At 68.9% G+C, this 26,183-nt stretch carries 26 protein-coding genes and 2 pseudogenes; 17 read left to right on the top strand and 11 right to left on the bottom strand.

What is annotated here, in order from left to right; all coding sequences use genetic code 11:
• Positions 1-19 precede the first annotated feature (19 nt).
• Positions 20-1,244: pseudogene (locus tag M2271_RS38440) on the bottom strand (UDP-N-acetylglucosamine--N-acetylmuramyl-(pentapeptide) pyrophosphoryl-undecaprenol N-acetylglucosamine transferase).
• Between the two features lie 420 nt (positions 1,245-1,664).
• On the opposite strand from M2271_RS38440, the gene M2271_RS38435 reads away from it, so the two are divergent.
• From M2271_RS38435 to M2271_RS38410, 6 genes are all read left to right on the top strand, one after another.
• Positions 1,665-2,957, top strand: a complete 1,293-nt coding sequence (locus tag M2271_RS38435) for a helix-turn-helix transcriptional regulator (protein WP_280892093.1) — start codon at positions 1,665-1,667, stop codon at positions 2,955-2,957.
• 12 nt (positions 2,958-2,969) lie between these two features.
• Positions 2,970-3,725 carry a toll/interleukin-1 receptor domain-containing protein gene (locus tag M2271_RS38430; protein WP_280892092.1) on the top strand — a complete coding sequence of 252 codons (756 nt, stop codon included), beginning with the start codon at positions 2,970-2,972 and terminating at the stop codon, positions 3,723-3,725.
• Positions 3,722-5,719 carry a hypothetical protein gene (locus tag M2271_RS38425; RefSeq protein WP_280892091.1) on the top strand — a complete coding sequence of 666 codons (1,998 nt, stop codon included), beginning with the start codon at positions 3,722-3,724 and terminating at the stop codon, positions 5,717-5,719. The genes M2271_RS38430 and M2271_RS38425 overlap by 4 nt, the downstream gene beginning before the upstream one ends.
• Entirely contained in the window at positions 5,716-6,750 is a 1,035-nt protein-coding gene (locus tag M2271_RS38420) for a hypothetical protein (RefSeq protein ID WP_280892090.1), read from the top strand. The genes M2271_RS38425 and M2271_RS38420 overlap by 4 nt, the downstream gene beginning before the upstream one ends.
• Before the next feature lie 48 nt (positions 6,751-6,798).
• Positions 6,799-7,242 (top strand): hypothetical protein, encoded by a 444-nt coding sequence (locus M2271_RS38415; protein WP_280892089.1) that lies wholly within the window; start codon positions 6,799-6,801, stop codon positions 7,240-7,242.
• A 283-nt stretch (positions 7,243-7,525) separates the two neighbouring features.
• Positions 7,526-8,731 carry an IS256 family transposase gene (locus tag M2271_RS38410; RefSeq protein ID WP_280892111.1) on the top strand — a complete coding sequence of 402 codons (1,206 nt, stop codon included), beginning with the start codon at positions 7,526-7,528 and terminating at the stop codon, positions 8,729-8,731.
• Positions 8,732-8,754: 23 nt separating this feature from the next.
• Here the strand turns inward: M2271_RS38410 and M2271_RS38405 are convergent, their stop codons facing one another.
• On the bottom strand, positions 8,755-9,726 hold the full coding sequence (locus M2271_RS38405) for a hypothetical protein (protein ID WP_280892088.1): 972 nt from the start codon (positions 9,724-9,726) through the stop codon (positions 8,755-8,757).
• A gap of 164 nt (positions 9,727-9,890) precedes the next feature.
• Between M2271_RS38405 and M2271_RS38400 the strand changes: the two genes are divergently transcribed.
• From M2271_RS38400 to M2271_RS38385, 4 genes are all read left to right on the top strand, one after another.
• On the top strand, positions 9,891-10,154 hold the full coding sequence (locus tag M2271_RS38400) for a helix-turn-helix transcriptional regulator (RefSeq protein WP_280892087.1): 264 nt from the start codon (positions 9,891-9,893) through the stop codon (positions 10,152-10,154).
• Positions 10,155-10,374: 220 nt separating this feature from the next.
• Entirely contained in the window at positions 10,375-11,199 is an 825-nt protein-coding gene (locus M2271_RS38395; protein WP_280892086.1) for a DUF6083 domain-containing protein, read from the top strand.
• Positions 11,199-11,681 carry a hypothetical protein gene (locus M2271_RS38390; protein WP_280892085.1) on the top strand — a complete coding sequence of 161 codons (483 nt, stop codon included), beginning with the start codon at positions 11,199-11,201 and terminating at the stop codon, positions 11,679-11,681. The genes M2271_RS38395 and M2271_RS38390 overlap by 1 nt, the downstream gene beginning before the upstream one ends.
• An 85-nt stretch (positions 11,682-11,766) precedes the next feature.
• Positions 11,767-13,242: a UvrD-helicase domain-containing protein gene (locus M2271_RS38385; protein ID WP_280892084.1), complete on the top strand. Its 1,476-nt coding sequence runs from the start codon at positions 11,767-11,769 to the stop codon at positions 13,240-13,242.
• 68 nt (positions 13,243-13,310) lie between these two features.
• Here the strand turns inward: M2271_RS38385 and M2271_RS38380 are convergent, their stop codons facing one another.
• On the bottom strand, positions 13,311-13,439 hold the full coding sequence (locus M2271_RS38380) for a hypothetical protein (RefSeq protein ID WP_280892083.1): 129 nt from the start codon (positions 13,437-13,439) through the stop codon (positions 13,311-13,313).
• Between the two features lie 14 nt (positions 13,440-13,453).
• On the opposite strand from M2271_RS38380, the pseudogene M2271_RS38375 reads away from it, so the two are divergent.
• Positions 13,454-13,699, top strand: a pseudogene (locus M2271_RS38375) (IS256 family transposase); the annotation flags it as partial.
• Here the strand turns inward: M2271_RS38375 and M2271_RS38370 are convergent.
• Positions 13,656-13,919, bottom strand: coding sequence for a hypothetical protein (locus tag M2271_RS38370; protein WP_280892113.1), 264 nt, complete (start codon positions 13,917-13,919; stop codon positions 13,656-13,658). The pseudogene M2271_RS38375 and the gene M2271_RS38370 sit on opposite strands and share 44 nt — an antisense overlap.
• A 44-nt stretch (positions 13,920-13,963) precedes the next feature.
• On the opposite strand from M2271_RS38370, the gene M2271_RS38365 reads away from it, so the two are divergent.
• From M2271_RS38365 to M2271_RS38355, 3 genes are all read left to right on the top strand, one after another.
• On the top strand, positions 13,964-14,632 hold the full coding sequence (locus M2271_RS38365; RefSeq protein WP_280892082.1) for a hypothetical protein: 669 nt from the start codon (positions 13,964-13,966) through the stop codon (positions 14,630-14,632).
• A gap of 121 nt (positions 14,633-14,753) precedes the next feature.
• Positions 14,754-15,656 (top strand): nucleotidyl transferase AbiEii/AbiGii toxin family protein, encoded by a 903-nt coding sequence (locus tag M2271_RS38360; RefSeq protein ID WP_280892081.1) that lies wholly within the window; start codon positions 14,754-14,756, stop codon positions 15,654-15,656.
• A complete protein-coding gene (locus M2271_RS38355; RefSeq protein WP_280892110.1) occupies positions 15,548-16,381 on the top strand; it encodes a glycoside hydrolase domain-containing protein in 834 nt (277 codons plus the stop codon). Before M2271_RS38360 ends, M2271_RS38355 begins: the two co-directional genes overlap by 109 nt.
• Before the next feature lie 145 nt (positions 16,382-16,526).
• On the opposite strand, the gene M2271_RS38350 is transcribed toward M2271_RS38355, so the two are convergent.
• The 4 genes from M2271_RS38350 to M2271_RS38335 form a co-directional block, all read right to left on the bottom strand.
• Positions 16,527-17,225, bottom strand: a complete 699-nt coding sequence (locus M2271_RS38350; protein WP_280892080.1) for a DUF4232 domain-containing protein — start codon at positions 17,223-17,225, stop codon at positions 16,527-16,529.
• 214 nt (positions 17,226-17,439) lie between these two features.
• Entirely contained in the window at positions 17,440-17,778 is a 339-nt protein-coding gene (locus M2271_RS38345; RefSeq protein WP_280892079.1) for a DUF4333 domain-containing protein, read from the bottom strand.
• Positions 17,779-18,107: 329 nt separating this feature from the next.
• A complete protein-coding gene (locus M2271_RS38340) occupies positions 18,108-18,530 on the bottom strand; it encodes an organic hydroperoxide resistance protein (protein WP_280892078.1) in 423 nt (140 codons plus the stop codon).
• Positions 18,531-18,648: 118 nt separating this feature from the next.
• Positions 18,649-19,707: a hypothetical protein gene (locus M2271_RS38335; RefSeq protein WP_280892077.1), complete on the bottom strand. Its 1,059-nt coding sequence runs from the start codon at positions 19,705-19,707 to the stop codon at positions 18,649-18,651.
• Between the two features lie 629 nt (positions 19,708-20,336).
• Here M2271_RS38335 and M2271_RS38330 point away from each other — a divergent pair.
• The 3 genes from M2271_RS38330 (at position 20,337) to M2271_RS38320 (ending at position 24,033) form a co-directional block, all read left to right on the top strand.
• Positions 20,337-20,996 carry an IS607 family transposase gene (locus tag M2271_RS38330; RefSeq protein WP_280892076.1) on the top strand — a complete coding sequence of 220 codons (660 nt, stop codon included), beginning with the start codon at positions 20,337-20,339 and terminating at the stop codon, positions 20,994-20,996.
• A 4-nt stretch (positions 20,997-21,000) separates the two neighbouring features.
• Complete coding sequence (locus M2271_RS38325; RefSeq protein ID WP_280892075.1) at positions 21,001-22,869, top strand: transposase; 1,869 nt, start codon at positions 21,001-21,003, stop codon at positions 22,867-22,869.
• A 243-nt stretch (positions 22,870-23,112) separates the two neighbouring features.
• Complete coding sequence (locus tag M2271_RS38320; protein WP_280892074.1) at positions 23,113-24,033, top strand: helix-turn-helix transcriptional regulator; 921 nt, start codon at positions 23,113-23,115, stop codon at positions 24,031-24,033.
• A 94-nt stretch (positions 24,034-24,127) separates the two neighbouring features.
• Here the strand turns inward: M2271_RS38320 and M2271_RS38315 are convergent, their stop codons facing one another.
• The 3 genes from M2271_RS38315 to M2271_RS38305 all read right to left on the bottom strand — a co-directional run bounded on the left by M2271_RS38315 (position 24,128) and on the right by M2271_RS38305 (position 26,130).
• Positions 24,128-24,568 (bottom strand): SRPBCC domain-containing protein, encoded by a 441-nt coding sequence (locus tag M2271_RS38315; RefSeq protein WP_280892073.1) that lies wholly within the window; start codon positions 24,566-24,568, stop codon positions 24,128-24,130.
• Positions 24,569-24,680: 112 nt separating this feature from the next.
• The gene (locus tag M2271_RS38310) at positions 24,681-25,301 is read right to left on the bottom strand and encodes a TetR-like C-terminal domain-containing protein (RefSeq protein WP_280892072.1); all 621 of its coding nucleotides are present in this window, start codon (positions 25,299-25,301) and stop codon (positions 24,681-24,683) included.
• Entirely contained in the window at positions 25,294-26,130 is an 837-nt protein-coding gene (locus M2271_RS38305; RefSeq protein WP_280892071.1) for an alpha/beta hydrolase, read from the bottom strand. The genes M2271_RS38310 and M2271_RS38305 overlap by 8 nt, the downstream gene beginning before the upstream one ends.
• Positions 26,131-26,183: the final 53 nt, after the last annotated feature.

The raw sequence follows: 26,183 nt of genomic DNA, 5'->3' as shown, positions 1-26,183 counted from the left end.
CTCGAGCGCGGTCACGAGGTCATCGAGCGCGGTGCTTCCCGGCACCTGCCGTTGCGTCCTCAGCGGCCGACAGGATCACGTCCACGAGCCGCTCGGCCGCATCCGGACGGCCGTACGCTCGGGCCCGCTCCGCCATCGCCTGCCGCAGGCGGGCATCGGCAAGGAGCGGGCCCAACGCGTCCTGCATCCGCTGCGCCGTCACCTCACCCTCCAGCGCGACCGCGGCCCCGGCCTCTTGCAAGTGGCGCGCATTGTAGGCCTGCTCGTTGCCTGCCGAGGTGGCCAGCGGGATGAACACGGCCGCCTTGCCGAGTGCGGTCAGCTCGGCGAGCGTGCCCGCCCCGCTGCGCGAGATCACCACGTCCGCGAGGGCCAGGACGTCCGGCAGCTCCTGTCCGATGAATCCGCTTACGCAGTAGCGGCCCGAGCTCTGGGCCGGGAGGGAGGCTGCCCGCTGCCGCAGACCTTCGACGTGGTCGGGCCCGCACTGGTGGATGACGTTGGCGTGCTCCAGCAACCACGGCAGGACCTCGGAGACGACCGTGTTGATCTGCTGAGCCCCCTGGGCGCCACCGGTGACGTACACGGTGGGCCGCCGGCCGTCGAAACCCCGCAGCCCCAGTGCCTCGACCGCCTTCTGCCCGTGCCCGCTCAGCACCTCGGGCCGTACCGGATTCCCGGTCACCACGGCGATGGAGCGTGCTTCCTCGGACAGCAGCTCCAACGTCGATTCCGAGGAGACCGCGATCCGCGTCGCCGACCCGGCCAGCTTGCGATTGGCCAGGCCCAGCCGCACCGTCTGCTCGTGCAGCACCAGCGGCCGCCCGCACATCCGCCGCGAGTCCGGCCGGAACGGCTACATAGCCCCCGGTCGCCAGCACCACGTCCGGACGGAATGCCGCGATCGCCTTGCGTGCCTGCGCCACGCCCAACGGCACCCGCGCCATGTCCCGCACGTTGGCGGCCGACAGCATCTTCAGCGGATTCGACGACCGGCGGATCTTGCCCGTGGCGACCGGGGTGAACGGGATCCCTTCGGCGGGAGCAACCCGGGCCTCCAGCCCGCTCTTTGCACCGATCCACAGCACCTCCAGCACCCGCCCGGACCCCGCGAGCCGGTCCCGAAGCGCCCGGATGGCGGTCAGCGCCGGGTAGGTATGCCCACCGGTCCCACCACCCGTCACAGTCAACCGGAAAGCAGGCAGCGCACCCTCATGAGTGCTGTTCACCAACGGAGATCCCATCTGGTCTGTGCGGAGACTCGCTCGTACCGTAGCGGACCCCCAGCGCACGGGTGCTGATGATCAATACGGCTGCCGTAGGGGTCCCTGCGATCGCTGGCGGACCGCCCGCACTCCAGCGCGGCAGCAGCCGTTCCCCCCAAGCCACGTCCAACCGTCCGTCGGCTCACACTCGCGCCTGCACTGGCGCAATGCCAACGCCCGCATCCGCAGCGAGAGAGGCATCCGGCCGGCCGCGGTGGGGCGTCGTCGCGCCTCCTTGTGAAGGCAGGCGGCGGGTCCCTCTGGTCGCGAGTAGTGCCTCCCGTCTGCGGAGAGGAAACGGGAAACAGTGCCATTTGCCTTGTCCGTCCAGTCAGGGGTGCCGCACTCTTTCGTGCAGCACCCCTCGTGCACCTGGGTGGACGGTCCTGGAGGTTTTCCGTGCTTCTGCCGTCCAGCGAGTTCGGCGAAGAGCTGAGGAAGCGGCGCTTGGGCGCCGGATTGAGTCTCACAGCGTTGTCGGCCGTCGTGCACTACAGCAAGGCGCAGTTGAGCAAGGTCGAACGAGGCATTGCAGCGCCCAGCCGTGATCTGGCTCGGTTGTGCGACGCCGCCCTCCACGCCGGCGGAGCGTTGATCGCTTTGGTCGCCCCGCCCGTTACTGACGTGCCGAAGGAACCGGCTCCATATGGGGTCAATGAGGAGGAGTGGGTGATGCGGCTGTCACCGGATGGTTCGAGTGGGTTTCAGCCAGTGGGTCGGCGGCAGGTCGTAGGCGCCGGGGCAGCCTCGTTGATGAGCTGGCGTACGGGCGGCCAGGGCCGCGTATCGCCGACCGGGGGCGTGGGGATGCTGGATGCATCCCGTTCGCTGTTCACGCACTACCGGCGGCTCGGCCAGAGCGTTGAGCCCGGCTTCCTGCTGCCCGGGCTGATAGCGCAGACCCATACGTTGCGGGAGTTGTCCGCGCATGTGGATTCCGGCACACGCCAGGAGTTGCTGGCGCTGGGCTCCCGGTACGCCGAGTACGTCGGCTGGCTGGTGCAGGAGACGGGTGACGAGCAGGCGGCGCTGTGGTGGACGCAGCGTGCGGTGGACCTTGCTGCAGCCGGTGGCGACCGGGCACTGGCCGGGTATGCGCTGGTCCGGCGGGCCCTGGTCACGCTGTATCAGGACGATGCCGAGCAGACCGTTGCTCTGGCGCGTCGGGCGCAGAGTGGCACGCTCCCGCCGCGGATCCGGGGTCTTGCCGCGCAGCGTGAGGCTCAGGGGCACGCTCTGGCCGGCGATGGTGATGCGTGCATGCGTGCTCTGGACCGGGCCCGGACACTGCTGGCCGTCCAGGAAGGCGAGGGTGAGGCTCCGGTGATCGGCAGCATGCATCTGCCTGACTCGGTTGGCATGATCACCGGGTGGTGTCTGTTCGACCTCGGCCAAGTGCGGAAGGCAGCCGAGGAATTGGACCGCCAACTCGCACTGGTCTCGCCTGAGGCGGTGCGCACGCAGGTGCGCTACGGCATACGTCGGGCGCTGGCTTATGCGTCGCACGGTGAGATCGACCACGCCTGCGCACTGGTGGCGCCGCTGCTCGATGGGGTGGTGGCCGTTCGGTCCGCGACCGTGACGATCGACCTCCGTCGCCTCTCCCGGGTCCTGGCCCGGCATTCCGGTCACGCCGTGGTGCGCCGGCTGGAGCCACGCTTGGCAGTGCTGTCCCGACTTCCGGTCTCCTGAGAGGAACCTGGCATGCCCGACGTGTTCATCAACTACCGGACAGGCGACGGCAATGACATCGCCGCCCTGATCGACAACGAGCTTGCCAACCGTTTCGGCAAGGACCGGACGTTTCGCGCCTCGCGGTCCATTTCTCCGGGCTCCGCCTACCCCGAGGCGCTCCTGGCGAGCGTGCGCCGCAGTGCTCTGGTGCTGGCGGTCATCGGGGCCGATTGGCTCAACTTCCAGTCCCGGTTGCGTGACCCGGAGGACTGGGTCCGCAAGGAGATTGTGGAGGCGTTCAACTGCGGAGTGCCGGTGGTGCCCGTCCTCGCAGGCAGGGGGACGGAACGCCTGCGCAAGGAGAGACTGCCGCAGGAGCTGGCGAGGCTGGCCGAGCTGCAGTCCGTGCGGCTGGACACGCAGAACGCAGAAGCGGACTTGAAGCGCCTGGGTGACCTGGTAGCCGAGATGGTTCCCGAGCTGTACGACCTCGAGCACGCCGAAGTACCGGCGGCTGGTCCAGGCTCCGTGTCCAACTCGGCCGGCGCCGTCAGCGGAACGGCAGTGCAGAGCCGGGACTTCACCGGAGACGTCGGCAACACCGTGATCAAAGGATCGACCGGTCCCGTGCACTCCGGCCAAGGAAACCTCTACCAGAACTCGCGCCACATTTCGGGTGACCGGCACTACTCGGGCGACGGCATGACGAACATCGAGGGTGATCAACGTGGTGACATCCACCACCGCTTCGGTGAATCGGGCCAGCCCGAGGACAACGAGCGGTGAGCGATACATTCACCGCGCGCGTCGAGCAGCCCGGAGGCCCGGTGCACGCGGGCTCGGGCGACCTCTACAGCTACACCGTCAATATGGGCGCTGGGGACCAGGAGGCGCCCGGCCGAAGTCCGCGCAGCATCGCAGATGACCAGCTCCGCCTTGTCCGGCAGCAGTTCGTCGACCCCGCCGGGATGGGCATGGCACGCCGTGTCCTCGACGCCAGCAGTACCGTGATCCTGCACGGCGCTCCTGGCAGCGGCAGAACCGCTGCAGCATGCGTCCTGCTGTACGAGGTTCACCAGAGCACCGGTATCTTCCGCGAGCTTCTGCCCGGCGAGGAGGAGGGGGTCCTCACCGATCCCGGCCTGGTCGGCGTCGGTGACCGGCTTCTGCTGAACCTTGCCGAGGCGGACGTCTCCCAATGGGCGCAGACGCGCAGGGACCTGTCTGCGCTGCGCAAGGCGGTGCAGGAACAGCAGGCGCATCTGGTGGTCGTCATGCCGCATGACGGCGCCTTGGAGTCTCGCCTCCAGCCCTACCGGGCCGATATCGCGCGCCCGCCGGCCATGGAGGTCTTCCGGCGGCATCTGCGACTCCACCGGATTCCGTATGAGGAGTACGGGCTTCCTGCCCCGGCGCTTGATGAATTCCTGGCAGAAGAGCCGTCGATGGAGGAGATCGCGCACTTCGCCGACCGCGTGCGCCGAGCCCGTGCGGCGTTTCCGGTTCGTGACGGGTTCGCCACCTGGTGCGAGCAGTCCCGCGACGCGCGCACGCAGTGGCGCAAGGAAGTCTCCGAACTCGTCGCGACACGGTGCACGGCTGCCCAGCGGGCGCTGCAGTTTGCCACCGCCATGCTCCACGGCGCGCACGCTGACGTCATCCACCGAGGCGCCGCACTCCTGCTCAGCACCCTCAACACGCCGCGGGACGAGACGCCTCTCCTCGAAGGCAAAGATCTGGCCGAGCGCTTGAAGGAGATCGGTGCAGCAGCCGGGCCGGACAGCCGCGTGCGGTTCGACAGGCTGGACTACGACGCCGCAGTCCGCGCCCACTTCTGGGACCACATGCCTGACCTTCGGCACCTGTTCAGCACCTGGACCGTCCAGAGTGCGGAGCTGGACGATCCGCACATCAGGCAGGACCTGCGCAAGAGACTGGTGAGCCGGCTCGCCGACCAGTACTTGCGCACCGGACGGGGAAACGATTTGGCATTCCTGGCGGAGGAGTGGAGCGCTGCGCCCACAAGCCGTGCCCGGCTGGAGGCTGCTGTAGATGCATTGGCCTGCGGTCTGAGCGACCCGCGCTACGGCCGAAGTCTGCGGATGCTCGTCTACTACTGGTGTAGGGACAAGCATCTGACGGGGAGCCTCGCGCATGTTCTCCTACGCGTCTGCACCGACGTGATCGCGCCCGCCCACCCCGACCAGGCTGTGACCCGCCTGCATCACCTGGCCCGCCGGGAGCGCGGCGCCACCCCCGCTCTCGATGCCTTGTGCCGCCTTGCCGTGACCAGTGCGCGACTTCGCCGCCGCATACTCGACCGTCTCACCTGTCATTCAACCGCACCGACCGTCGACGCCCGCCTCTTCCTGCGGATCTGCGACCCCGAGGCACTCACGGACCCAGCAGGCGCACCGCGCCCGCTGATCGACGAAAAGGGCGTCCAGGACTGCGTGGTAGCAGGCTGGGCGGAGGCGCTCGCCCGACTGCCGCAGCCGCACTGGCAGCCGTATGCCGAACGGTGGCTGCACACGGCCTGCACCGCCGACAACCATCGCGACCGGATGCTCGGTCTGCTGGTCGATGCCGCAGGCCGAAACGGCAGCACCCTCGCAGCGCTGTACTCGGTCGCCCGCGCCGCAGAGCCCACCGCCCCAGGAGGACGGGCATCCGGCGCCGCAACCACCGAACGCCTGATCCAGAAGATCTCCGCGGCCCAGGGCCTACGCCCGCCGGCCCCACCGACTCCGCCCGCACCGCCCAGGGGGACTACACGATGACCACCGGCCGCAAGACGACGACCATTTTCCTCACCGTCCTGTGTGCCCTGTTGCTGACCATCCTCGGCCTGGTGCAGGGGTGGCCCACATGGGCGTGGGCCGCCCTGGCCCTTGCCGTCGCCGGAGCTCCCGCTGCAGCCTTCAAGATCGCCGCGAAGCGCCGCGGTTCTCTACCCGCCGACTTCACGAACTTCCTCCCCGCCACCCCGATCGAGCGCAGGGAACACCACGTCAGCCGCGTCGCACTGCCCAGCAGGTGGGCCGACTACGACTTCGTTTTCTCCGCCACCGTACGGTGGCACCCCCTCGAAACCCACGGCGACGACCCCGTCCTCAACCCGGCCGGCCTCGCCGTCGAAGCGGTGCTGGACCGCGCCCGCACACTCACCGAACAACGGGAGCCCGGCCGAGCCTCACTCGTCCAGCACGAACTGAGCGGTGCCCTCAGCAGAATGCGCCCGGACCACACCGGACACCTCCAAGTCATGGCAGAAAACATCACGCTCACCTTGCACGAATCCGATCAGAAACGGCTGACCAAACTCGCTGAGGTCCGCAAGGACAAGGCGGTCTGGGAACACCAGCGCAAGTACGAGCAGAGCAAGCGCGAGTACCTGGGCGACGACGTACTCAAGGACACCGGCAGCGCGGTGGTCTGGTGGCTGGCCAAGAACGACAACCACATAGAGAAGACCGTGGCAGACCTCGGTCTCCTTGCCCAGCTCACCGCCGCAGCCAACGACACCGACATCCCCGAGCGGCTTCAGGGCCTCATCCCCACGGCCAACGGGCCCTCCGCTCCTGCCGAACGGGAACCAACAGCCGCTGACCACTTCGAGGCCTTCCTCACCGGCATGGGCTTCACCAGCGGAGATGACCGACGAGGAATGCTCACCAAGCAGATCGCCGACGTCATCAGAACGCAGGACAAACACGAGACGGCCGATGAACTGCTGCGCCGCTACGACCCGCCAGCAGCCTTCGCCGCCCACCCGGACGACCAGCCGGAAGAACCAGAACAGCCCAGATGACGCAGACGGCCGAAGACCCGGAGTCCGAGCCCTACTTGAAGGAGAACCATGGACAACGAGTTGGCCGCATTGACCGCTTCGGGAGCGACCACCCTGGTCTCACTCATGGTCACCGATTCCTGGACGCACGCCCGCGAACTCCTGCGGCGGTTCCTCACACGCAACGATCCAAGCAACTCCACGATCACCGACCTGGACGCCACCCGGGCCCGACTCCTCGCCTCCCAATCCACAGGCCACCCACACGGAGCCCGCGCGACCGTCGAACAGTGGAACGCATACCTACGCCATCTACTGGAGGCCCGCGCCGTCTCCGGCACCGAACTACGCGAACTGCTCACATCGTTACAGCGCCTACAGAGCGAAGCGGCGCGGCCGGGCACCGTACACAACAACATCAACGGCGGAGTACAGCACGGCCCAGTCATCCAATCCGGCCAGATCACCGGACTCACCATCCACGCCCACCACCCCAACCCGCCACAAAACTGAACCACCACAGAGACCAAGCCTCCATCAGACCCGGAGCGGTTCACGGGTTCCCTCGGGCGGGTTCCTGTCCGTGATCGTCTACACGGATTCCCGTGCCGCATGCGAGGGTCCACTGAAGGTCTCCCGAGTCCGGGCAGGCCTGCCATGAGGGAGTGTCTAATCAACGGCGGATCTGATGATCAAGGAGATGCGTCTGATGACGGAGACCGCCGTGGAGAACGAGCAGGCCGAGCAGGTGGTTCAGGCACCGACGAGTGTGGTGTCGGACGAGCAGCTCGTTGCGATGCTGGTTGACCGTGCCCGTAACGAGGGTCTGCAACTGACCGGCGAGGGCGGGCTGTTGCAGCAGCTGACCAAGCGGGTGCTGGAGTCCGCCCTGGAGGGCGAGATCACTGACCACGTCGGCTACGAGAAGCACGATCCGGCCGGGAAGAACAACGGCAACAGCCGCAACGGGACCCGGGCGAAGACCGTGCTGACCGATGTCGGCCCGGTGGAGGTGAGGGTGCCGCGCGATACCGCCGGCAGCTTCGAGCCGCAGATCGTCAAGAAGCGGCAGCGGCGTCTGACCGGCGTCGACGAGATGGTGCTCTCCTTGTCCGCGAAGGGCCTCACTCACGGGGAGATCGCCGCTCATCTCGCCGAGGTCTACGGAGCGGAGGTGTCCAAACAGACCATCTCCACCATCACCGACAAGGTCATGGACGGCATGGCCGAATGGCAGAACCGGCCCCTCGACCGCGTCTACCCCGTCCTGTTCGTGGACGCCATCAACGTGAAGATCAGGGACGGGAAGGTCGCGAACCGTCCGATCTACGTGGTGATGTCGGTGACCGTGGACGGCACCCGCGACATCGTCGGCATCTGGGCCGGCGACGGCGGCGAGGGCGCCAAGTACTGGCTGCATGTGTTCACTGAGCTGAAGAACCGCGGCCTGGACGACGTGTTGATGCTGGTCTGCGACGGGCTCAAGGGCCTACCCGAGGCCGTGGAAACCGTCTGGCCTCGCACGATTGTCCAGACGTGCGTGGTTCATCTTCTGCGCAATTCGTTCCGTTACGCGGCCCGCCAGGACTGGGACAAGGTTGCCAAGGCACTCAAGCCCGTCTACACCGCACCCAGCGAGGACGCGGCGACGGAGCGGTTCCTGGAGTTCCAGGAGTCCTGGGGAGTGAAGTATCCGGCGATCGTGAAGCTGTGGTCGGACGCCTGGGCCGAGTTCGTGCCCTTCCTTTCCTTCGACGTCGAGATACGCAAGGTCATCTGCAGCACGAACGCGATCGAGAGCGTCAATGCCCGCATCCGCAGGGCCGTCCGCGCCCGCGGGCACTTCCCCAACGAGGCCGCCGCTTTGAAGTGCATCTACATGGCGCTGATGAGCCTGGACCCGACCGGCAAGGGCCGCAAGCGGTGGACCATGCGCTGGAAGGCACCCCTGAACGCCTTCCAGATCGCCTTCGAGGGCCGCCTCACGCCTAGCAACAGCTGACCTTCAACAACCAAGATCAGCCGTTAAATTGACACACCCTGCCATGACCCCAGCAATCTTGTTCTCGCCAGCTGATCGAGCGGGCTGGCCAGTTCCGCGGGCCGGGTACCGCAGGCGCGCGCCATCTGCTCGAGGTCGCCCGGGCCAGTGCCGAGTTCCGGGTCCGTGTTCGCCGCGAGGTACACGCTGGCCAGTCGGGGCAGCGGCCCGATAGCCCGTGCTGCTGAGGAACTGGCGCGCAGGGCCCAGTCCGCGGCACGTCTTCGGTCGGGGCGGGCTGGAGCTTGGCCGAGCAGCGTGAGATCAAGAAGTTCAGCGGCAATCTCGTTGGCTGCACCTCCGGGAGCCATACGCAGCCATCGTGCGTGCTCCAGCTCGTTCCACGGGCCCTCGGCGGTGTCGAGGCGGAGGCTGCGCAGCACGCCCTTGGACAGCCGGACTCGCATGTGGGTGTTCATCCGCAGTGCGCACTGCAGTGCCAGCAGGCGTGCGGCAGCCGAGGTGCTCTCTGGGAGTGCAGCGGCGAGGTAGCTGAGCATTTCGCGGACCCGGATCCGCTCCCCCGGCCCCTTGGGACGTCTGCGCTGCCGAGCGGCCGCCGGTGGCTGCGGCGCCCGGGCGAGGGCGGTGTCCGGTACGACGGCGGCCCGTGCCGTCACAGCGGCGCAGGCGCTGCAGGCGTCGGTGAGCCGCCACAGCCGTCCGCCGCGTTCGCATGCGAGGAGAAGGCGGATAGGGCCGGCGCAGCCGCGGTGCCGTGGGTGCCAGCGGCAGCCGCATTCGTGGCACTGGCAGATCCGCAGGTGCGGGGGACGCAGGTCACCGCGTACGTGCCGGGCGAGGTGGGCCAGGGCAGTCGAACGAGCGGAGACCGCGGTGATCGGTGTGATGGAGTGCGGGCAGTGCCGGCAGATGAGGACGAGGCCGCCGGCATGCGAGCGCAGTTCCACGGTCCAGGCGCGTGGTGTCGCCGGACATGCTGTGCGCAGCCTCATGGGCGCGTGTTCCTCCGGTTGTGTCCGCGCTGGTCCCGCTCTGGGGTGTGGGGGCGGCCGCCACCGTAGTGCAGACCTCTGCCCTCTCGCGGCTGCCGTCACCTGGGAAAATAGGGCAGAGGTCTGCACTGACAGGGCAGGGGTCTGCACCGTCGGATGGACGGGTGACGATCTTGCCGCCCGATCCGGACCTCGACGCGCTGCGGTTGGAGCTCGCGCGTCTGCGAGCCGCGCGCGGGTGGAGCTACGACGAGCTCGCCGCCCGCAGCGGCCTGGCCAGACGCACCGTCATCGAGATCGAGCAGGGCCGCACGATCGGCACGTTGAAGACCTGGCACGCCCTTGCCCACACCCTGGGCACCCCGTTCGACGAGCTCTTCGCGACGCTGTGCCGCGGGCATGACCTGCCCGGGCCGAGCGGGGACTGACAGCCCGCCCGGGCGGCTGCCGTAGATCACCCAAACCGGCGAGACCATCCCGAACACGCGGTCGGCTACTCGCACTTCCGTCTTATTGGGTGAGGCCGAGTGGGCGATCCGGCGGCAGCGCTGCCACAGGTTCGGCGTGTCGGCTGGCAGGTTCGCGCGCATGCACTGCCCATCTCCCGCCCCCCGTCATCGGGACACCAGCCCGGTCCCTGCTCACCGCATGCGCCGCTCCTTGCAGATCACCCCCGGCAGCCCGACCCGGTTGCTGCGTTGCGGCCAAAGCGGCCAGTGCCGCGACTGCGGCAACCCGATCGAGTGGTACCACCGCAGCGATCAGCACCCGGTCCCTCTGCACCCGCACGAACTGCCCGCCGCCCAAGTGCCCGAAGCCTGCCGCTGGCACGTCAGCTGTGGTGTGGCGCACCCGGCCGGAGACGGCAGCCGCTGGTGCCGTCTGCCGCACGCCATCCTCTGCCCCGCCCGCGAGACACCCCCGCCTCCACCCAAGCTGGCCGGGCTGCGCCGGTCGCTGGCCGTGCGCTCCCGCCGCCTGATCGACGCCGGCCTCTTCGCCCCTCCCCCGGCCTCACCGCCCGGCCAGACGCCTGAACCGGTCCTCTGCCGCCCGGCCCGGCCCATCGTGCAACTGCTGTACGTCCGCTACCTCGCATCCCGGCCGGTGGACGAGATCCAGTGCGTCGCCCAGACCCGACACCGCCACCGCTGCACCAGCCCCGTACTCACCTCCGACGCCCCGGGCGGCGTCTGGACGCTCATGCCAGCCACCGCCCAAAGCGGTCAACTGGCTCTGCCCGCTGACGTCATGGCCGTCTACGACCTCGGCCCCCTCCCCTACGCCGAGCAACTGCGCTGGCGCGCCCAGCGCTGTGCGCAGCACGCCACTTCGTCCACGGCCGCCGACCTGGCGGTGTCCGAGTGGGAGCCTTTCGACCCGTTGCGCCACCATGACCACATCCACAGCCGTCTGCCTGCCGCTGCCCGCCGCCGTCCCGGGCCTGCCGCACGGCACGGGGTGCGGCCGTGATGGCGCACCATGCCGTCGAGATCATTCTGACCAGGCCCATCACGCCCGGTGAGCTCCGGCGCGCGTGCCGCAGTGTGCCGGTGGCGACGAACGCGGACCGCACCCGGCTGATGGCAGTCCACGGCGCACGCAGCCGCGGCGGCGCCCTCCACACGCTGCGGCGCCGACTGGATGCGCTGCTGCCCATCGACGTCCTGACCACGCACTACCCGGACCGGCGCGGTCGGGTGATGCTCAACGTGGCACTCCCCCACACCGCCGACCAGGCCCTGCGCCAGGCCGCGGCCGCCACTGGGCAGCGGCCCCAGGACGTGCTGCGACGCCGTGTGAGCGAGGCTCTTGCCCGGGACGAACAGGACCGCGCCCGACTCCTGACGACCCGGCTCGAGGGTCTGCTCGCGCACCACACGCCCGAAAAAGTCCTGACCAGCGTGGCCAGCCTCCTGCACAGCCGTCCGTACCGCCACACACCGGCGCCGTAACACCGGCGCCCTTGCAGCACACCGACGCAGGCCGCTGCAGCCGCCCCTGCCCTTTCGGTCTCTCTTCTCTATCGCGGAGCTCCTGTTGCACACGCCCACCGACGAACAGGTCCATGCCGTGGACGCCTTCCGGGCCGGTCACCATCTCGTCCTGCAGGCCGGCGCCGGGACCGGCAAGACCAGCACCCTCGGCCTGCTCGCGGCCGACACTCGCCGCCGGGGCCGCTACCTCGCCTTCAACAAGGCCATCGCACAAGATGCCGCCACCCGCTTCCCCCGCACCGTGGCGTGCAAGACCGCCCACGCCACGGCCTACGCCGCCGTCGGCCATCGCTACACCAGCCGGCTCAACAGCCCCCGCCAGCCCGCCTGGAAGACCGGCCAGGCCCTCGGCATCACCCGGCCGCTGCGCATCGGCGATCATGAGATCAGTGCTCGCGTGCTCTCCCACACCGTGCTGCGCACCGTGACCCGTTACTGCCAATCAGCCGACCGCACCCTGGCCCACCACCATGTGCCGCATCTGCGCGGCCTGACGGCATCCGGCGAGCATGCCCATCTCGCCGAGCAGGTCTTGCCGTTCGCCCACAAGGCGTGGGCGGACCTGCACCACTCCGACCACGGGATGGTCCGCTTCGAACACGACCACTACCTGAAGATGTGGGCCCTGACCGAGCCGCGGCTCGAGGCCGACTTCCTCCTCCTGGACGAGGCCCAGGACACCAACCCGGTCCTCGAGGCAGTCTTCACCGCCCAGCGCCCCCACACCCAGCTCGTCATGGTCGGCGACTCCGCCCAGGCCATCTACGGCTGGCGCGGCGCCCGGGACGTCATGACCGGCTTCGACGCCACCGCCCTCACTTTGACCCGCTCCTTCCGTTTCGGCCCCCTGATCGCCGAAGAGGCCAACCGGTGGCTCACCCTCACCGACGCCCCCATCCGCCTCACCGGCACCAACACGATCACGACTGGTGTCGGTGGCCTGGAGCGGCCGGATGCGGTGCTGTGCCGCACCAACATCGGCGCCATGGCCGAAGTCATGCGCCTGCTCGCCGCCGGCCACTGCGTCGCCCTCACCCGCGGCGGACGGCAACTGGCCGCCCTCGCCCTCGCCGCCCGCGACCTCAAAGACGGCCGGCGCACCACCCACCCCGAACTCGTCTTGTTTCCCTCCTGGGGAGAGCTGCAGGACTACGCCGCCTATGACCCCGCCGGACGCGACCTGCAGCCCTTCGTCGACCTCATCGACACCCACGGCACCGATGCCATCCTCACCGCAGTCGACCAGCTCTCCGACGAGACCCACGCCGACGTGACCGTCTCCACCGCCCACACCGCCAAAGGCCGCGACTGGCCCACCGTCCAAATCGGCAACGACTTCCCACCCCCGAAAGACACCGACCACCTAGATGACCAGGGACACCCCATCCCGGAACCCGTCAGCGACACCGACGCACGCCTCGCCTACGTCGCCGTCACCCGCGCCCGCCACCACCTCGACCTCGGCGGCCTGTCCTGGATCAACAACCAGCCCACAACAGCCACAACGCCAAGCAGCTGAGCACTGGTCCGGCCGCACAGGCAACGAGGCGTGCGCTCACAGCCGCCGCACCGGGGCCCAGCGGTGGATCAGGACGCGGGCTCGTAGATGACCTCCCAGCCGTCGCAAACGTCGGCAAGCCGGACCAGGGCGGTGCGTTCGGTCTCGTCGACGGCCAGGTTCGGGAGTGTAAATCTAATGGCGGGCCCGACGATCATGGGAGAGATATCAAATGGCTGATACCGCCCTGGAGTTGCAGACCGTGGAGCCTGTCGAGAGTGCCCAGATTGGGCAGCCTGTGCCCGTGCCCGACGAGCAGCTCGTCGCGATGCTGGTGGAGCGTGCCCGGTCGGAGGGGCTGCAGCTGACCGGGCAGGGCGGGCTGCTGCAGCAGCTGACGAAGCGGGTGCTGGAGTCCGCCCTGGAAGGCGAGATCACCGATCACGTCGGCTACGACAAGCACGACGCGGCCGGCAGGAACCCGACTGGGCGCTCAGCTCGCGGTTCCTGGCGGCGTAGTAGGTGCTCGTTGCGATCTTCAGTCCGTGGTCGGTCGGGACCCGGCAGATCGGCTCGGCCCCGAACACCTGGCGGTACTCGTCGATGAACGCTACTGCTGTGGTGAGGGCCTGCGCGGTGATCATGACGGTTACGGTGAGGGAAACGCCCCAGCGGTTCAGCACCTCCCCGATACGCATGACGTCAGCGTAGCGGCCGGGTTCCGGGCTGCGATGATGGACAGGTGGACAACGTCGATGCGCTGGTGAAGCTCGGCCGTGTGACGGCTGAGCAGTGGGGCCTGATCACGGCCGAGCAGGCCGAACAGGTGGGCGTGGAGGCGGCATCCCTCGACGCTCTGGCTCATTCGGACGTTCTGACGGTTGCAGGAGTAGGCGTGTTCCAGCTCGCCGGAGCGCCTCTGCCCCCGCATCTGGACATCAAGGTGGCCTGGCTCCAGTTGGAACCGGAAAGGCTTGCCTGGCAGCGTCTGACCGGCAACTCCGGTGTCATCTCCCATAATTCAGCCTGCCGCCTGCACGGGCTGGGCGATCTGCCCGTCGGCACCGTGGAGATGTTCGCCGACGACCGTGGGCCGTCCGAGGCGGGGGTGCGCCTGCACCCCGGTCCCGGACCGGAACCCGCACAGATCACGGTCGTTGACGGCCTGCCGGTCACTGCCCCCGGACGAACCATCACGGATCTGCTGCACGCCGGTCTGGACGGCGGCCATATCGGGGGCGTGGTGGCCGATGCCGCACGCCTCGGGCTCGTCGATCTGCGGACTGTGGCGCAGCAGGTTACCGGGTTCGTTTCGGCATACGGCCTGCCCGCGTCCGCGTCAGGTCATGACCTGCTCAGCCGTCTGCTGGCCGACGCCGGCGAGTCGGAACCTGTACCGGTGGGGGGCTGAAGGGCCAGGCACGGGGCGTCCGGCCCTCAACGCTTTGCCCGCGCAGGGCGGTTATCCGGCTTACTCGCTCACGCGTGCGGACATAGGCTGAATGTCTGTGTCCGCGCGCTACAGGAGCAAGATGGCACGAGAGACCTATACGAGCCCCACCGCGTTCTACGGCGCGCTCAAGCACAAAGCACAGCTCCTGGCGCGCAGCGAGGGCCTGCCCGTGGCCGACGTGCTCAGCTCCTACTTCTTCAGCCGCCTGGTGGCCCGGGTGTTCCATGCTCAGCCCGATGCCTGGATCGTCAAGGGCGGTCACGCGCTGCTCATGCGGTACGCCGCGGCGGCCCGGCTCAGCCAGGACATCGACATCCAGAGCAACACCGGGGGCGGAATCGGCGAAGCAGTCACCGACTTGCTCAAGGCTGCCGCGCACGACCTGGACGACTACCTGAGCTTCACGCCCGCCCGGACGTCGATGCACGAGAACGGGGCCGCCGGCGCGAAGCAGGTCTTCCGCGTGCACATGGGTACCCACGAGGTCGGCGTGGTGAAAGTGGACGTGGTCACCGGGCACGCTCCCAGCGCGACCCCCGACGTACGCCGCATCACGCCCCTGATCGACCTCGCCTGGCCCGCCGACTGGCCCGAGGCGAAACTCTACCCGATCGTCAACCACCTGGCGGACAAGGTCTGCGCGATGTACGAGCGGCACAAGGGATCTCCCTCCAGCCGCTACCGCGATCTGGCGGACATCCTCCTCATCAGCCAGCGCGAAGCCTTCGACGGCCGCTACGCCCAGCTCGCCCTGCGCACCGAGGCCCGCCGTCGGCGGCTCACCGCCACCCCTGGGGTTGATCTTGAGCTCCCCCAGGCATTCCAGCTGCCGGGACCGGCCGGCCGTGGCGGACCCAGCAGCTGGTACGGCAGATCGCCGACGCCAACTACCACAACACCCCGGACGGACTCACCGGCAACGAGGACGCCGGCCAGATGTCGGCCTGGTATCTGTTGTCCGCCATGGGCTTCTATCCGGTGAACCCGGCCTCGGGCCAGTACGCCGTGGGCAGTCCCTTCTTCGACAAGGTCACCCTCGACCTCCCCGGGACACACCGCCCGCTCGTCATCTCGTCCCCGCACGCGGCGTCCCGCCCGTACGTGCAGGCACTCAGACTCAACGGCAAGAACATCACGAAGCCGTTCCTCAGCCAGGCAAACCTGACGGGCGGCGGCCGCCTCGACTTCACCATGAACGCCGCACCGCAGGCCTGGAGCGCGTCGACGACACCGCCCCCGTCGGCGTCGAACGTCGCCCGGTCCAAGCCAGTCGACATGATCAACGGAACTCCGGCGATCGACTGGGGCAAGCCCAGCGAGAACGGCGTTGACGGCGACCCCTCCACACAGGCGCAGTCGACCAGCGGCGCGCCGTGGAGCCTACGGGTGGACCTGGGCACCGCCACCACCGTGGGACGCGTGGTGGTCAACCCCGACTGGGAGAACTACCCGGTGAACTACGCCGTCAAGGTTTCCGACGACGGCAGCACCTGGACCACAGTGGCCACGGAAACCGCCGCCGGCGGCACCGCCACCTGCTCTGCCTACGGCGTGACGACGTGCGGTCAACTGCACACGTACAACTTCACGCCGACGAAGGCCCGCTATGTACTGCTGAGCGTCGACGACTGGGCCTCCGCCAAGACGGGCGCGCCGACGAGCGGGTACGGCTGGGCACTCAGAGAGTTCGAGGTCTACGCCGACTGACACACGACCCTGAGCCGACAGTCGGCGCCGACATGGAGCCCGGCGACGTGCGGACCCAACGCCTTTGAACACGGGCCCGGCAATCCCGCCCGGCTCGTCCGAGCTCGGACTGGCCGGGCGGCTTGCGAGGGCGTTGCTGCTGGGCTCACTTGCCGGAGCCGACGTGGTAGCCGACGGGGTCGACGTAGACGTCCGGAGCGTTGCCGCTGGAGGCGGAGATGGTGAAGGCCAGATCGTTGAGATCCACGATCTCCGAGACCTTCTCGTTGGGCGGGGTGACGGAGAGCCGGGTGTAGGTCCTGCCGGAGCCGCTGGTGTCCGGGATGAAGTGCAGCAGGAAGCGTGTCTCCTCGCCGGGCCCGATGGTGACGGTGGACGCGGAGACGTCGGTGCGGGCGGCGTCGGGCCCGGTGTCGCCCAGGCCATCGGGGCCTACGAGTTGGACGCCCGGGAAGCCGTGCATGCTGCATGCGCTGGAACCGGTGTTCTTCAGGTTGACGACTATCTCGTTCTTGGTCCCCGTGGCGGTGGCGCTGGGGGCGAGATGGTCGGTCTTGCACCTGGAGGCCGACGTCGAGGACTGGGCAGCGAGCTCGCTGCCCTTGCTGGAGCCGGCGGAGGAGTCGGACGAGGACGAAGCCGAAGTCGAGCCCTTGCCGCCGACGGAGGAGTCGGACGAGGAGGAACCTGAGGTCGAGCCCTGGCCGCCGGTCGAGCTGCTCGCAGCGGTGGACGCGCTGGTGTCGGCGGAAGCGCTCGATCCGTCGCTGCTGCCGCACGCGGTCAACGAGAGGACGGCAGCAGCGAGGCCGAGGGCGAGGGCGGGCATCTTCTTGACGCGCATCGGTACTCCTGGGAAGCGGTGTCGTATCGGTCGTTCGCTCCGGCTGAGCGGGCACGGTTGTTTCATAGGAGGCCTGTTGCCGGGCGATGCGTTGCGTAGGAGTTGCACCAAGGCACCCCTGTGACAGGCGCGTTGACGCGCCGTTACGGGAAAGCGGAGAAACTGGGACAGACCGGGCCCGTTGCGCCGGCTGCCGGGCCCTGAAGGCCTCGCCCTACTTCGACAGGCCGTAGTCGAAGCTCACCCGGTCGCCGTCCACCCCGGTCACGGAGATCAGCATCGTCTTCTTCTCGCCCTTGAAGACGGCGGTGCACGCCACGGTGTCGTCCATCTTCGCGTGCAGCCCGCTCGGGCAGCTCACGGACTGCGGGCCGTCCTGGACGAAGGGGATCCCGTAGTTCTCCTTGGCCAGCTTCTCGACCTCCGTGCGGGAAACCGTGTGATCAGCTCCGCCCACGGTGGCGACCGACGAGTTGTCGAACACGTTCCACGCGGTCACCACACCTCCCGCCAACACGGCAGCCACGGCCAGGGCAACGACAATGCGCTTCATGAGGTGCTCCTTCGATTCCCGCGACGGCCGATCCCTACCGGCCGTTCTCCGTAGAGCTTCCTCTTCCACCCGCCCCCGCCGCCTCGGCACAACGGCCGGTTGTGACCCCCGGGCCCTGGCCGAAAGGACGACGGCCCTTCGCACGTATGCACTCACGCGCCCCTCACCACCTGGACGGTCCGGAGGAGGCAGGGGCGCTGACAGAGGCGGCCGTGCGGGCGGCCGAGGAGTCCACGCAACCGCGGTGGGATCGGCTCCCGGTGCCCGATGAGCTCTCTCACCGAGCGGGAGCCTCCGTCATGAAACGGGCCTGGGCGGCCCGGAGAACCTCAGACCGTGGTCTTGAGGGTCACTTCGATGTTCCCCCGGGTGGCGTTGGAGTAGGGGCACACCTCGTGCGTGGTCTTCACCAGCTGATCGGCGGTGGACTGCTCCAGGCCGGGCAGGTACGCCGTCAGCGTGACAGCCAGGGTGAATCCGCCGTTGTCGAGAGCGAGCAGGCTCACCGCGGACCGGACCGTCGACTCGCCCAGCTTGAGTTTCTGCTGCCCCGCGATCAGCCGAAGTCCGTTGTGGAAGCACGCGGCGTACCCGGCGGCGAACAGCTGCTCGGGGTTCGTCCTGTCGCCGCCGGGGCCGCCCATCTCCTTCGGGACCGCGAGCACCTCGTCGAGTACGCCGTCGAGGGAACGGACCTCCCCGTTTCGGCCGTCACCGGTCGAGAGGGCCTCAGTGGTGTAGAGCGCAGACATGGTGTGTCCTTTTCGTTTCGTATTCGTGGGTGCCACAGTTCGTGGGCAGGCAAGGGTTCGGAAATGACGAGTGGAATGACGAGTAGTCAGCACGGTGGAGTGGGGGCCGCCGCAGAGATCACCCGACGTCGACGGGGCGCAGGGTGAATCCGTCGTTGGGCATGCCCATCAGCAGGGCGGCCAGCCCACCGCTGAGGGCATACGTCGAGCCTCGGGGGCCGGCCGTGACGGCGCTGGTGACCGGGTCGGCGACGCTGTCGGTAACGGTCACGGTGGCAGCCTTCCAGTGGTCGCAGGGGCGCACCCGTTGCACTACGGCGGCCTTTCCGGTGAGCAGGCCGCTGCTGACCGCGGCGATCGAGCCGTCCGGCAGGACCCGGATGCCCGCGGTGAGGGCGGAGAGCCGAGCGGAAAGCCGTACCGCACCGGCCTGTTCGGGGTGGCGGGTCGGCACACGCACCAGGCTGCCGTCGGCCTTGGCGACGATCAGGAAGTCCCCTGGCATCCACGCCACGGCGGTCGCACCCACACCGGTCAGGAAGTCCGGGATGTCCACCGTGCCGGCCAGGAGATCGTCGTCGAGAAGGACGGAGGCCCGCCCGTAGCGGTCGATCCGGAACACCGTCGGGGTCAGCTGGTCGACGGCGTATGCCGTGCCGTCCGGAGCCACCGTCACGTCGGCCAGCAGGTGTTGCTTGCCGTCGCCCGCGACCTTGTTGAGATCGGCGTACCACTGCCGGCGCCCGCTGGTCGCGTCGTAGCTCGCGACACCGGCGACGCTCAGTTTCGTGGTGGGCGACGAGCGGTCGGCGAGTCCGTAGTCCACATTCGTGGCCAGCACCCGGTTCCGCCTGGAGTCGACGCGGACTCCCTGGACGGACACCAGCCGCTTGTCGTCGACGAGGGTACGCACCGTACCGTCCGGGCTGACGGTGGAGATGGTGCTGTGCGCCAGCGAACCCACCACGAACCTCCGCGAGTGCGGGTCGTAGTCCACCGAGTGGGGGAAGACCCTCGGCCCACCGGCGTCGATGGCCTGCGCCTGGTGCGGCCGGCTGTAGGCAGCGGCACTGATGTGTTGGCCGGGGGTGGCGTGGGCGGCGGTGGTGGTCAGCGTCGTGCCGGCTGTCGCCAGCGCGGCAAGGACCACGGCGGCTGCGGAAAGCCTCAGTCTCATCGGTATCAGTGTCTTTCTTTCTCAACACGGCCATGGCGAAGTGCTGTTGAAGCGCCACGCTTGCGACGTGAGCGGCAGTGTCGTGCGGCGGCTACTGAACGGTCAGACGGCCGGCTCCCCTCGGTGAGGGTGCGGGTGGTGCTTGCCGTTCGTGGATCCGAGTCTGCCTCCGCGGCCCGCGGGCAGCCTGCCCCCGTCAGGGGCACGCTGCACAGCGACGGCACGCGAATACTCCCCCGCGTGCCGTGCTGAGTTGGCGCGTGGTCCGTTGTGAGCGCGGCATCCTGCGCCTGAGCAGTGGCGTCCCATGGTCTTCGGCTTCGTCGCGGCCACGTCGCGGCCATGTCGCTGTCCCTGCGTTCGCAGCCTTCATGACGCGTACCCGGCTGTCGTCGGTGGCCATGTCCACCGCCCTCGTCGCCACCTGGCGGGTCCGTGACCGCCGCCCGGGTAACCGTGGCAGGGGCAGGGTCCTTAACAGTGCACTGAGTAGCTTGGCGTTCCTGGGTTTCGCTGTGTATCACAGATCGTGGCTGCGGGCGGGGCGATGAGGTTCGGTTCATGGTTTCGAGTGGTGAATCAACTCATGTGTGGATGCCGGGTGTTGTGGGTGTTTAGCGTCTTGGGTCATGGAGCTTCTTCGTCTGTCGTTGGCCGCGCGTCGGGTGGGTCTGCACCCGGACACGCTGCGGACTTGGGCGGATACGGGCAGGATCGACGTGGTGTGGGTCGGCCGGGAGCGTCGCTTCCCGTCTGCCGCCCTGGAGCTGCTGGTAAGTGGGGGTGAGCAGGTCCGTGAGCGACGCGAGGCGTTGTACGTAAGGGTCTGCGGCACTACGGGGCAGGAGTCCTCGCTGGGTGCGCAGGAGGCTGAGTTGCGGGCGTCGGCCTCTGGTGAGGTCGTGGCGGTGTTCCGGGACCGGGCCTCGGGGATGCGTGAGCGTCGTCCGGGCCTGGATCGCCTGCTCAAGCGGGCTCAGGCAGGGGAGTTCACTCATCTGCGGGTCACCCACGAGGACCGTCTCGCTCGCTTCGGTGCTGCCTGGATCACCGCGCTGCTGGCCCGTGACCAGGTCAGGGTAGAGGTTCTGCATCCCAAATCGGCTGCCCCCGGTGGTACCGAAGAACTCCTGGCCGACTTCATGTCCCTGGTCGCTTCGTTCTCCGGCCGTCTCTACGGGATCCGCTCCCGTCAGGCACGCCAGCGCCTCCTTGCCGCCGCGACTCCCGCTCCTGCTCCTGCTCCTGCTCCTGCTCCTGCTCCTGCTCCTGCGAAGCGTGAGGTGTAGGTCGGTGCGGCGGAAGATCGCGGTGGGGGCAGGGGAGACGGTGCGGGTGGCGTGTGCCTCCGCGTCGGGGTTCCGGGCTCTGGACACGGTCAGTGGTGAAGTCCTCGATGCCGGGGTGCTGGCTGTGCGGGTGGGGTGGTTGACGGATCTGGTGGAGGCGATGGCCACTGAGGTGATCGCCGCGCACTGGAGCCGGGAGGATCTGGACCTGCTGGCCTCGGGGAAGGCCCCGTCGGGGGAGAAGCTGCCCCCGAACGCGTGGATGGCGCTGCGTACCCTGGGCTGGACGGCTACGGCCCCGTCCGGTGTGTATGTGTCGGACCGGGTGCGGCGGATCGCCGAGGAACAGGCAGGACGCGTCCTGCGCTCCGCGCACTGGCGAGCCGAGGTGGTTCAGGGCGTCCTGGCTTCCTGGCCGGCCCAGAACCTCGACCCGATGCGGCGCACGCCCGGGGAGTGGGAGGCGCTGCGGGCCGCCGTGCCGGACGGGGCGAGGACCGCGGCCTCGGTACTGCGCGCCCGGACCCGGCAGATCCTCACCTTTGCTGCCGCCCATCACCGGTTGCCGGCCGATGTGTGCGAGCTGGAGGCCGCGCCGGGGGCAGGTGGTCAGGTGGTGCTGGCCGCCGCCGACAGGCAACTGGCCACCCTGGAGCGCTGCGAGGACGATCCGGCCCGGTTCGCGGTCCTCACGGTACGGCTGCCGGTGTGCCCCGGCCCCTGCTCGCGGGCCGACTGGCATGTGGCCGTGGTGCGGTTCAGGCTCCCGCCCACCATCGAGGCCACCGCCGCGCTGCACACCCCCACCCTGCGCGTGCGTAACGGACGCCTCCGGCTGGATGTCGCCCACAGCACGGCCGTGCCCAAGGCGCAGCGGGCCGGGCATGTGCGGGCCGTGGCCTTCGACTACGGACTGAACACCCTGCTCACCGGCGGCACCCTCACCCTCGAAGGCGGCCCCGAACCGGTCGTACACACCGACGCACGCCCCGCGTTCCTGCGCATCAACGGCATCCTGGCCAAGGCCGACCGACTCCGTATCCAGGCCGAGCAGTTGTGGACCAAGGTCGCTCACCTTCAGCGCCTGGCCGAGGGCCGCAGGGCGGCCGGAATCCGACCCGCCCCCCTGGTCGTGGCGAAACTCACCGTGCTACGCGAAGAGCACCGTCGCATCTCCCGCCGCCGTGAGCACCTGAACCGGGCGATCGCCCGCACAGCGGCCCGGTTCATGGTCGAGCACGCCCGTGCCGCGGACGCGTCGGTGATCTATCTCGAAGACCTCCGCGACATGGAGGCACGTGGCAAGGGCCGCACCCTCAACACTCGCCTGTCCACATCAGTGCGCGGCCAGATCGTCACCGACACCATCCACCACGCCGCCCGCTACGGCATCGCGGTGGTCATCGTCCCGGCCCGCGGCACCTCGAAGTACTGCCCGCGCTGCCTCACAGACTTCCGCCATCACACGGCCCCCGACAACCCCAAAACGGGCTGGAAATGGGCCACCTGCCCGAACACGGCCTGCGGCTACAGCGCGGATCGCGACGTGGCGGCCTGGCAGCGAATCGGCGCCCGCGGCCTCACGCACCAACACCAATGCATCCTCAACCGCGCCCACGGCAGCTACCTGCTGCGCAGCACGGTCGAGGAGTTGGACCAGCCGGTCCAGCATGTTCCCCACCCCGCCCGCTCTTCGTCCGGCCCGCAGACACGTTCCGTGGACCGGACGAAGAGCGTGCCCACGAGAAACCGCCCCGCGCCCAACAGGCGACGCGGGGTCTCCGCCCCACCCACACCCCCGAGCACCGCATCAGCGGCGTCGGGAGCGGGTGGAAAGCGTCCAGCCACCCCTACGCCGCAGCCAGCGGCGTGAGCGGCGGCAGGCACCGCACACGATGAGCCCACCCCGCAGGCCGCACCGGCCACGCGGGACACACCTCGGCACAGGCTTCCACCTGCACGCCCACGCCACCCCCACCACCCGACCACGGGCGGCAGGACGGCGACCCGGGCAACCGAGACCGTTTTCCACCAGGGCCGAAAACCCAGCTACACCAAGGAAAACCAAGGCTCGTTAGAGACGCTACGCGGCACCGGGGCGTCCATACTCGGCCGCATGAACAAGAAACCGGGCCTGGGCGACTTCCTGCAGACGCGCCGGGCGCAGTTGCGGCCGGCTGACGTGGGGCTGCCCGATTTCGGAGAACGGCGGCGCGTGCCGGGGCTGCGACGGGATGAACTGGCCCAGTTGGCGGGGATCGGCCTTTCCTATTACACCCGGCTGGAGCAGGGGGTGTCGCTCAACGCTTCACCGGAGGTGCTGGACGCCCTTGCCCGGGCCCTCGGTCTGGACGAGGTGGAGCGAACTCACCTGCACGATCTGGCTCGCGCCACGCGTCGCAGCGGCAAGCGCCGCAGGCTGATGCCCGAGCACCTGGGTGAGACGACCACGCAGTTGCTCGAAGCGTTCGGTGACGCACCCGCGATCGTGCTGGGGCGCCGCAGTGACGTACTGGCGTGGAACCGTACGGGACACTCCTTGTTCGCCGGGCATCTGGACCGGCGCATACCCGATCAGCCGGGCCGCCGCCCGAACATGGCGCGGCTGGTCTTCCTGGACGCCCACACCCGGGACCTGTTCGTGGACTGGCGGAAGAAGGCCAGGGCGGTGGTGGGGAAGCTGCGACTTGCCGTCGGTCAGTATCCGGATGATCCGGCGCTGGCCGCGCTGATCGGCGAACTGGCCATGAAGAGTGCGGAATTCGCCGCCCTCTGGGCCGAGAACCGGGTCAGGAACTGGGATATCGCGGCCTATCGTCTGCGTCATCCTCTCGTCGGCCAGCTGGACCTCAACCTGCAGACTCTGACGATCCCTCAGGAGCCGGGGCAGCGCGTCGTCGTGGCGACAGCCGAGGGCGGTTCGGGCTCCCAGGCAGCCCTGCACCTTCTCGCCCGAGCCGGCGCCCCGCTCCCCCGGCAGGCAGGGCACAGTTCCCGGACCGTCGAATGCGCACAGGCCGAGACCAGCGCGATCTGACCCCCGGACCGGCTGTGGACAGAGCCGGGAGGGTCTGGGGCAGGGAATCGCGGCGGCCATCCCGATCCCCGCGACCACCCCGGTCACCGGCACCTCACGCACCCGGCCCGAGCTCGGTGCGGAGTTCCACCCGCTGCTTGAGGCCGGTGTTGAAGGTGGCGTACCCGTCTCTTTTGGGTGTTCTGAGGAAGGGCCGGATCAGGGTGACCAGGGCGCCGGAGAATTCCTCGTGGTTGGTCAGGCGGGTGGTGCCGTCGTGGTTGGGGGAAAGGACGAAGGAGTGCTGGCCGTGGAACAGCTGCTTGATGCCGAGCGTGCCGACCCACCGCAGTTCCTGGCCAGGCGTCGCGACGGTGACCGTGGGCCTGAAGGTCATGCCCGGCATGCGCATCGTGAGCCGGCTTCCCACTTGAGCGGTTCCCTCGGCTGCGGAGAAGGTGCTCCACTCGCCGTAGGCGGCGAAGTCGGTGAGGACGTCCCACACCGCTTGCGGGGTGGCGTCGATGTCAATAACGGCGGTGAGGACCGGCTTCATGGTGGTTTCCACTTCTGGCTGGCGCGGGAGGGAGGGACGGGGGTTCGGCGAGCGGGTGGTCCACCGCTGGCCGGTGGGGCCGGGGACTGGCGTGGAGCGCAGTCCACGGCGGTCAGAGCGTCACGCCCGGCGCGGCCCCGCGGGAGGGGGCGCTGTTGGTGCTGGTGGCCGTGGTCTCCTGCAGGCCGTGGTCGATGAAGTCGATCATCCAGTTGAAGCTGTCGTCGATGTCGGTCGCAAACTGGAACCCGCCGGCTGCTTCCAGGGATGCGTATCCGTGCAGGACGGTGCGCAGCATCCGCAGCGCGTGGATCTGCTGGTCGGGGTCGATCCGGTAGCCATGCAGCATGGCCGCCCAGGAGTCGACCACCCGGTTGAGGGCGTCGATGAGGGGGTCGTCGGGTCCGGTCGGGCGGGCGGCGTTGGCTGCGGCGTATCGGCCGTGGTGGTCCTTGACGAACGTTCGCATCGCCTGTGCGCCGCGGGCCAGAGCTTCGGTGCCGGACCGGCCCTGGATGGCGTCGCGGATGGCGTCGGCGCACTGGTTCATGGCCAGGATGGCGATCCGGTGGGCGAGGTCGGTCTGGCCGGTGACGTGCTTGTACAGCGAGGGGGTCTTGACCCCGAGCCGTTCGGCGACCAGGCCCATGCCGAGCTGGTCGAACCCGACCTCGTCGACCAGGGCGGCGGCGGCTTCGGTGACCGTTGCGGCGGTGAGTCCGGCCCTAGGCACCGGCAGCCGCCTTGGCCAGGAACGGCAGGGCCAGCGCGAGGACCTGGTCGGGGGTCTGGGCGTGCGGGTAGTGGCCGGCGCCGTCGATCACGGCCAGCTCGCCGAGGCCGGCGGGCAGGTCGGCGATGATCTTCGCCCCTTCGGCGCGGGGGTCGGCCCAGTCGGGGTCCAGGCTGCCTTCGACGATCAGGACCGGGCAGGTGACGTGGGCGAGCTGGGTGCCGGCGTCGGTGGGCTTGGACTTGCACATGTCCTGCAGGGCCTTCATCCGGCCGGGCTCACTCAGCGTGGCCTCAATGCGGGCCAGTTCGCTGTTCCAGTCGGCGGGCTTGGCCGGGTAGGCCACGTCGAGGTACTTCTTCCAGTCCGTCAGGCGTCCCCGGACGATGACCTGCGCCATCCGCGTGTACCCGGTCCGGAAGCGCTTGACCCGGATCAGCCCGCCCAGGTCGACCGGCTGCGCACGGGTGAACGGAGCCAGCTCGATCACTCCGCTGATCACGTCGGGCGCAGTGGCGGCCGCGATGGTCGCGGCGCCGCCGCTGATCGACTGCCCGATGATCACGGCCGGGCCGCCGAGGTGACGCACGACGGCGACCAGATCTCCGGCGATGTCGGTGCGGCTGTAACCGTCCCAGCCGAGGCTGGACTCACCGCACCCGCGGATGTCGACGTTCGCGACCCGGTAACCGGCGGCCACCAGGCCGGGAACGAGGAAGCGGTAGGAGTGCCGGCTGTCGCCGATACCGTGCGCCAGCACGACCAGGGGACCTTCCCCGGTCACGTCGAAGGCGATGGTGTTCTTGCCGATTCTCAGGTGCTCGGTCATGCCGTCCTCCACCAAATGGCTAATGCGATTAGCTGTAGGCTAGTCTCATTAAC

Source organism: Streptomyces sp. LBL (assembly GCF_029893585.1).
In the GTDB taxonomy this organism is placed as follows: domain Bacteria; phylum Actinomycetota; class Actinomycetes; order Streptomycetales; family Streptomycetaceae; genus Streptomyces.
The sequence above is the reverse complement of the archived record's forward strand: the minus strand, read 5'-3'. Positions and strand labels throughout refer to the sequence as shown.

What these genes read in the sequence shown, in the direction of transcription:
- M2271_RS38430 (WP_280892092.1), top strand. Translation starts at nt 2,970, where the DNA reads ATGCCCGACGTGTTCATCAACTACCGGACAGGCGACGGCAATGACATC.
- M2271_RS38390 (WP_280892085.1), top strand. Translation starts at nt 11,199, where the DNA reads ATGGCGCACCATGCCGTCGAGATCATTCTGACCAGGCCCATCACGCCC.
- M2271_RS38415 (WP_280892089.1), top strand. Translation starts at nt 6,799, where the DNA reads ATGGACAACGAGTTGGCCGCATTGACCGCTTCGGGAGCGACCACCCTG.
- M2271_RS38420 (WP_280892090.1), top strand. Translation starts at nt 5,716, where the DNA reads ATGACCACCGGCCGCAAGACGACGACCATTTTCCTCACCGTCCTGTGT.
- M2271_RS38330 (WP_280892076.1), top strand. Translation starts at nt 20,337, where the DNA reads ATGGAGCTTCTTCGTCTGTCGTTGGCCGCGCGTCGGGTGGGTCTGCAC.
- M2271_RS38360 (WP_280892081.1), top strand. Translation starts at nt 14,754, where the DNA reads ATGGCACGAGAGACCTATACGAGCCCCACCGCGTTCTACGGCGCGCTC.
- M2271_RS38410 (WP_280892111.1), top strand. Translation starts at nt 7,526, where the DNA reads ATGCTGGTTGACCGTGCCCGTAACGAGGGTCTGCAACTGACCGGCGAG.
- M2271_RS38340 (WP_280892078.1), bottom strand. Translation starts at nt 18,530, where the DNA reads ATGTCTGCGCTCTACACCACTGAGGCCCTCTCGACCGGTGACGGCCGA.
- M2271_RS38335 (WP_280892077.1), bottom strand. Translation starts at nt 19,707, where the DNA reads ATGAGACTGAGGCTTTCCGCAGCCGCCGTGGTCCTTGCCGCGCTGGCG.
- M2271_RS38405 (WP_280892088.1), bottom strand. Translation starts at nt 9,726, where the DNA reads ATGAGGCTGCGCACAGCATGTCCGGCGACACCACGCGCCTGGACCGTG.
- M2271_RS38380 (WP_280892083.1), bottom strand. Translation starts at nt 13,439, where the DNA reads ATGATCGTCGGGCCCGCCATTAGATTTACACTCCCGAACCTGGCCGTC.
- M2271_RS38315 (WP_280892073.1), bottom strand. Translation starts at nt 24,568, where the DNA reads ATGAAGCCGGTCCTCACCGCCGTTATTGACATCGACGCCACCCCGCAA.
- M2271_RS38345 (WP_280892079.1), bottom strand. Translation starts at nt 17,778, where the DNA reads ATGAAGCGCATTGTCGTTGCCCTGGCCGTGGCTGCCGTGTTGGCGGGA.
- M2271_RS38370 (WP_280892113.1), bottom strand. Translation starts at nt 13,919, where the DNA reads ATGCGTATCGGGGAGGTGCTGAACCGCTGGGGCGTTTCCCTCACCGTA.
- M2271_RS38305 (WP_280892071.1), bottom strand. Translation starts at nt 26,130, where the DNA reads ATGACCGAGCACCTGAGAATCGGCAAGAACACCATCGCCTTCGACGTG.
- M2271_RS38320 (WP_280892074.1), top strand. Translation starts at nt 23,113, where the DNA reads ATGAACAAGAAACCGGGCCTGGGCGACTTCCTGCAGACGCGCCGGGCG.
- M2271_RS38395 (WP_280892086.1), top strand. Translation starts at nt 10,375, where the DNA reads ATGCGCCGCTCCTTGCAGATCACCCCCGGCAGCCCGACCCGGTTGCTG.
- M2271_RS38350 (WP_280892080.1), bottom strand. Translation starts at nt 17,225, where the DNA reads ATGCGCGTCAAGAAGATGCCCGCCCTCGCCCTCGGCCTCGCTGCTGCC.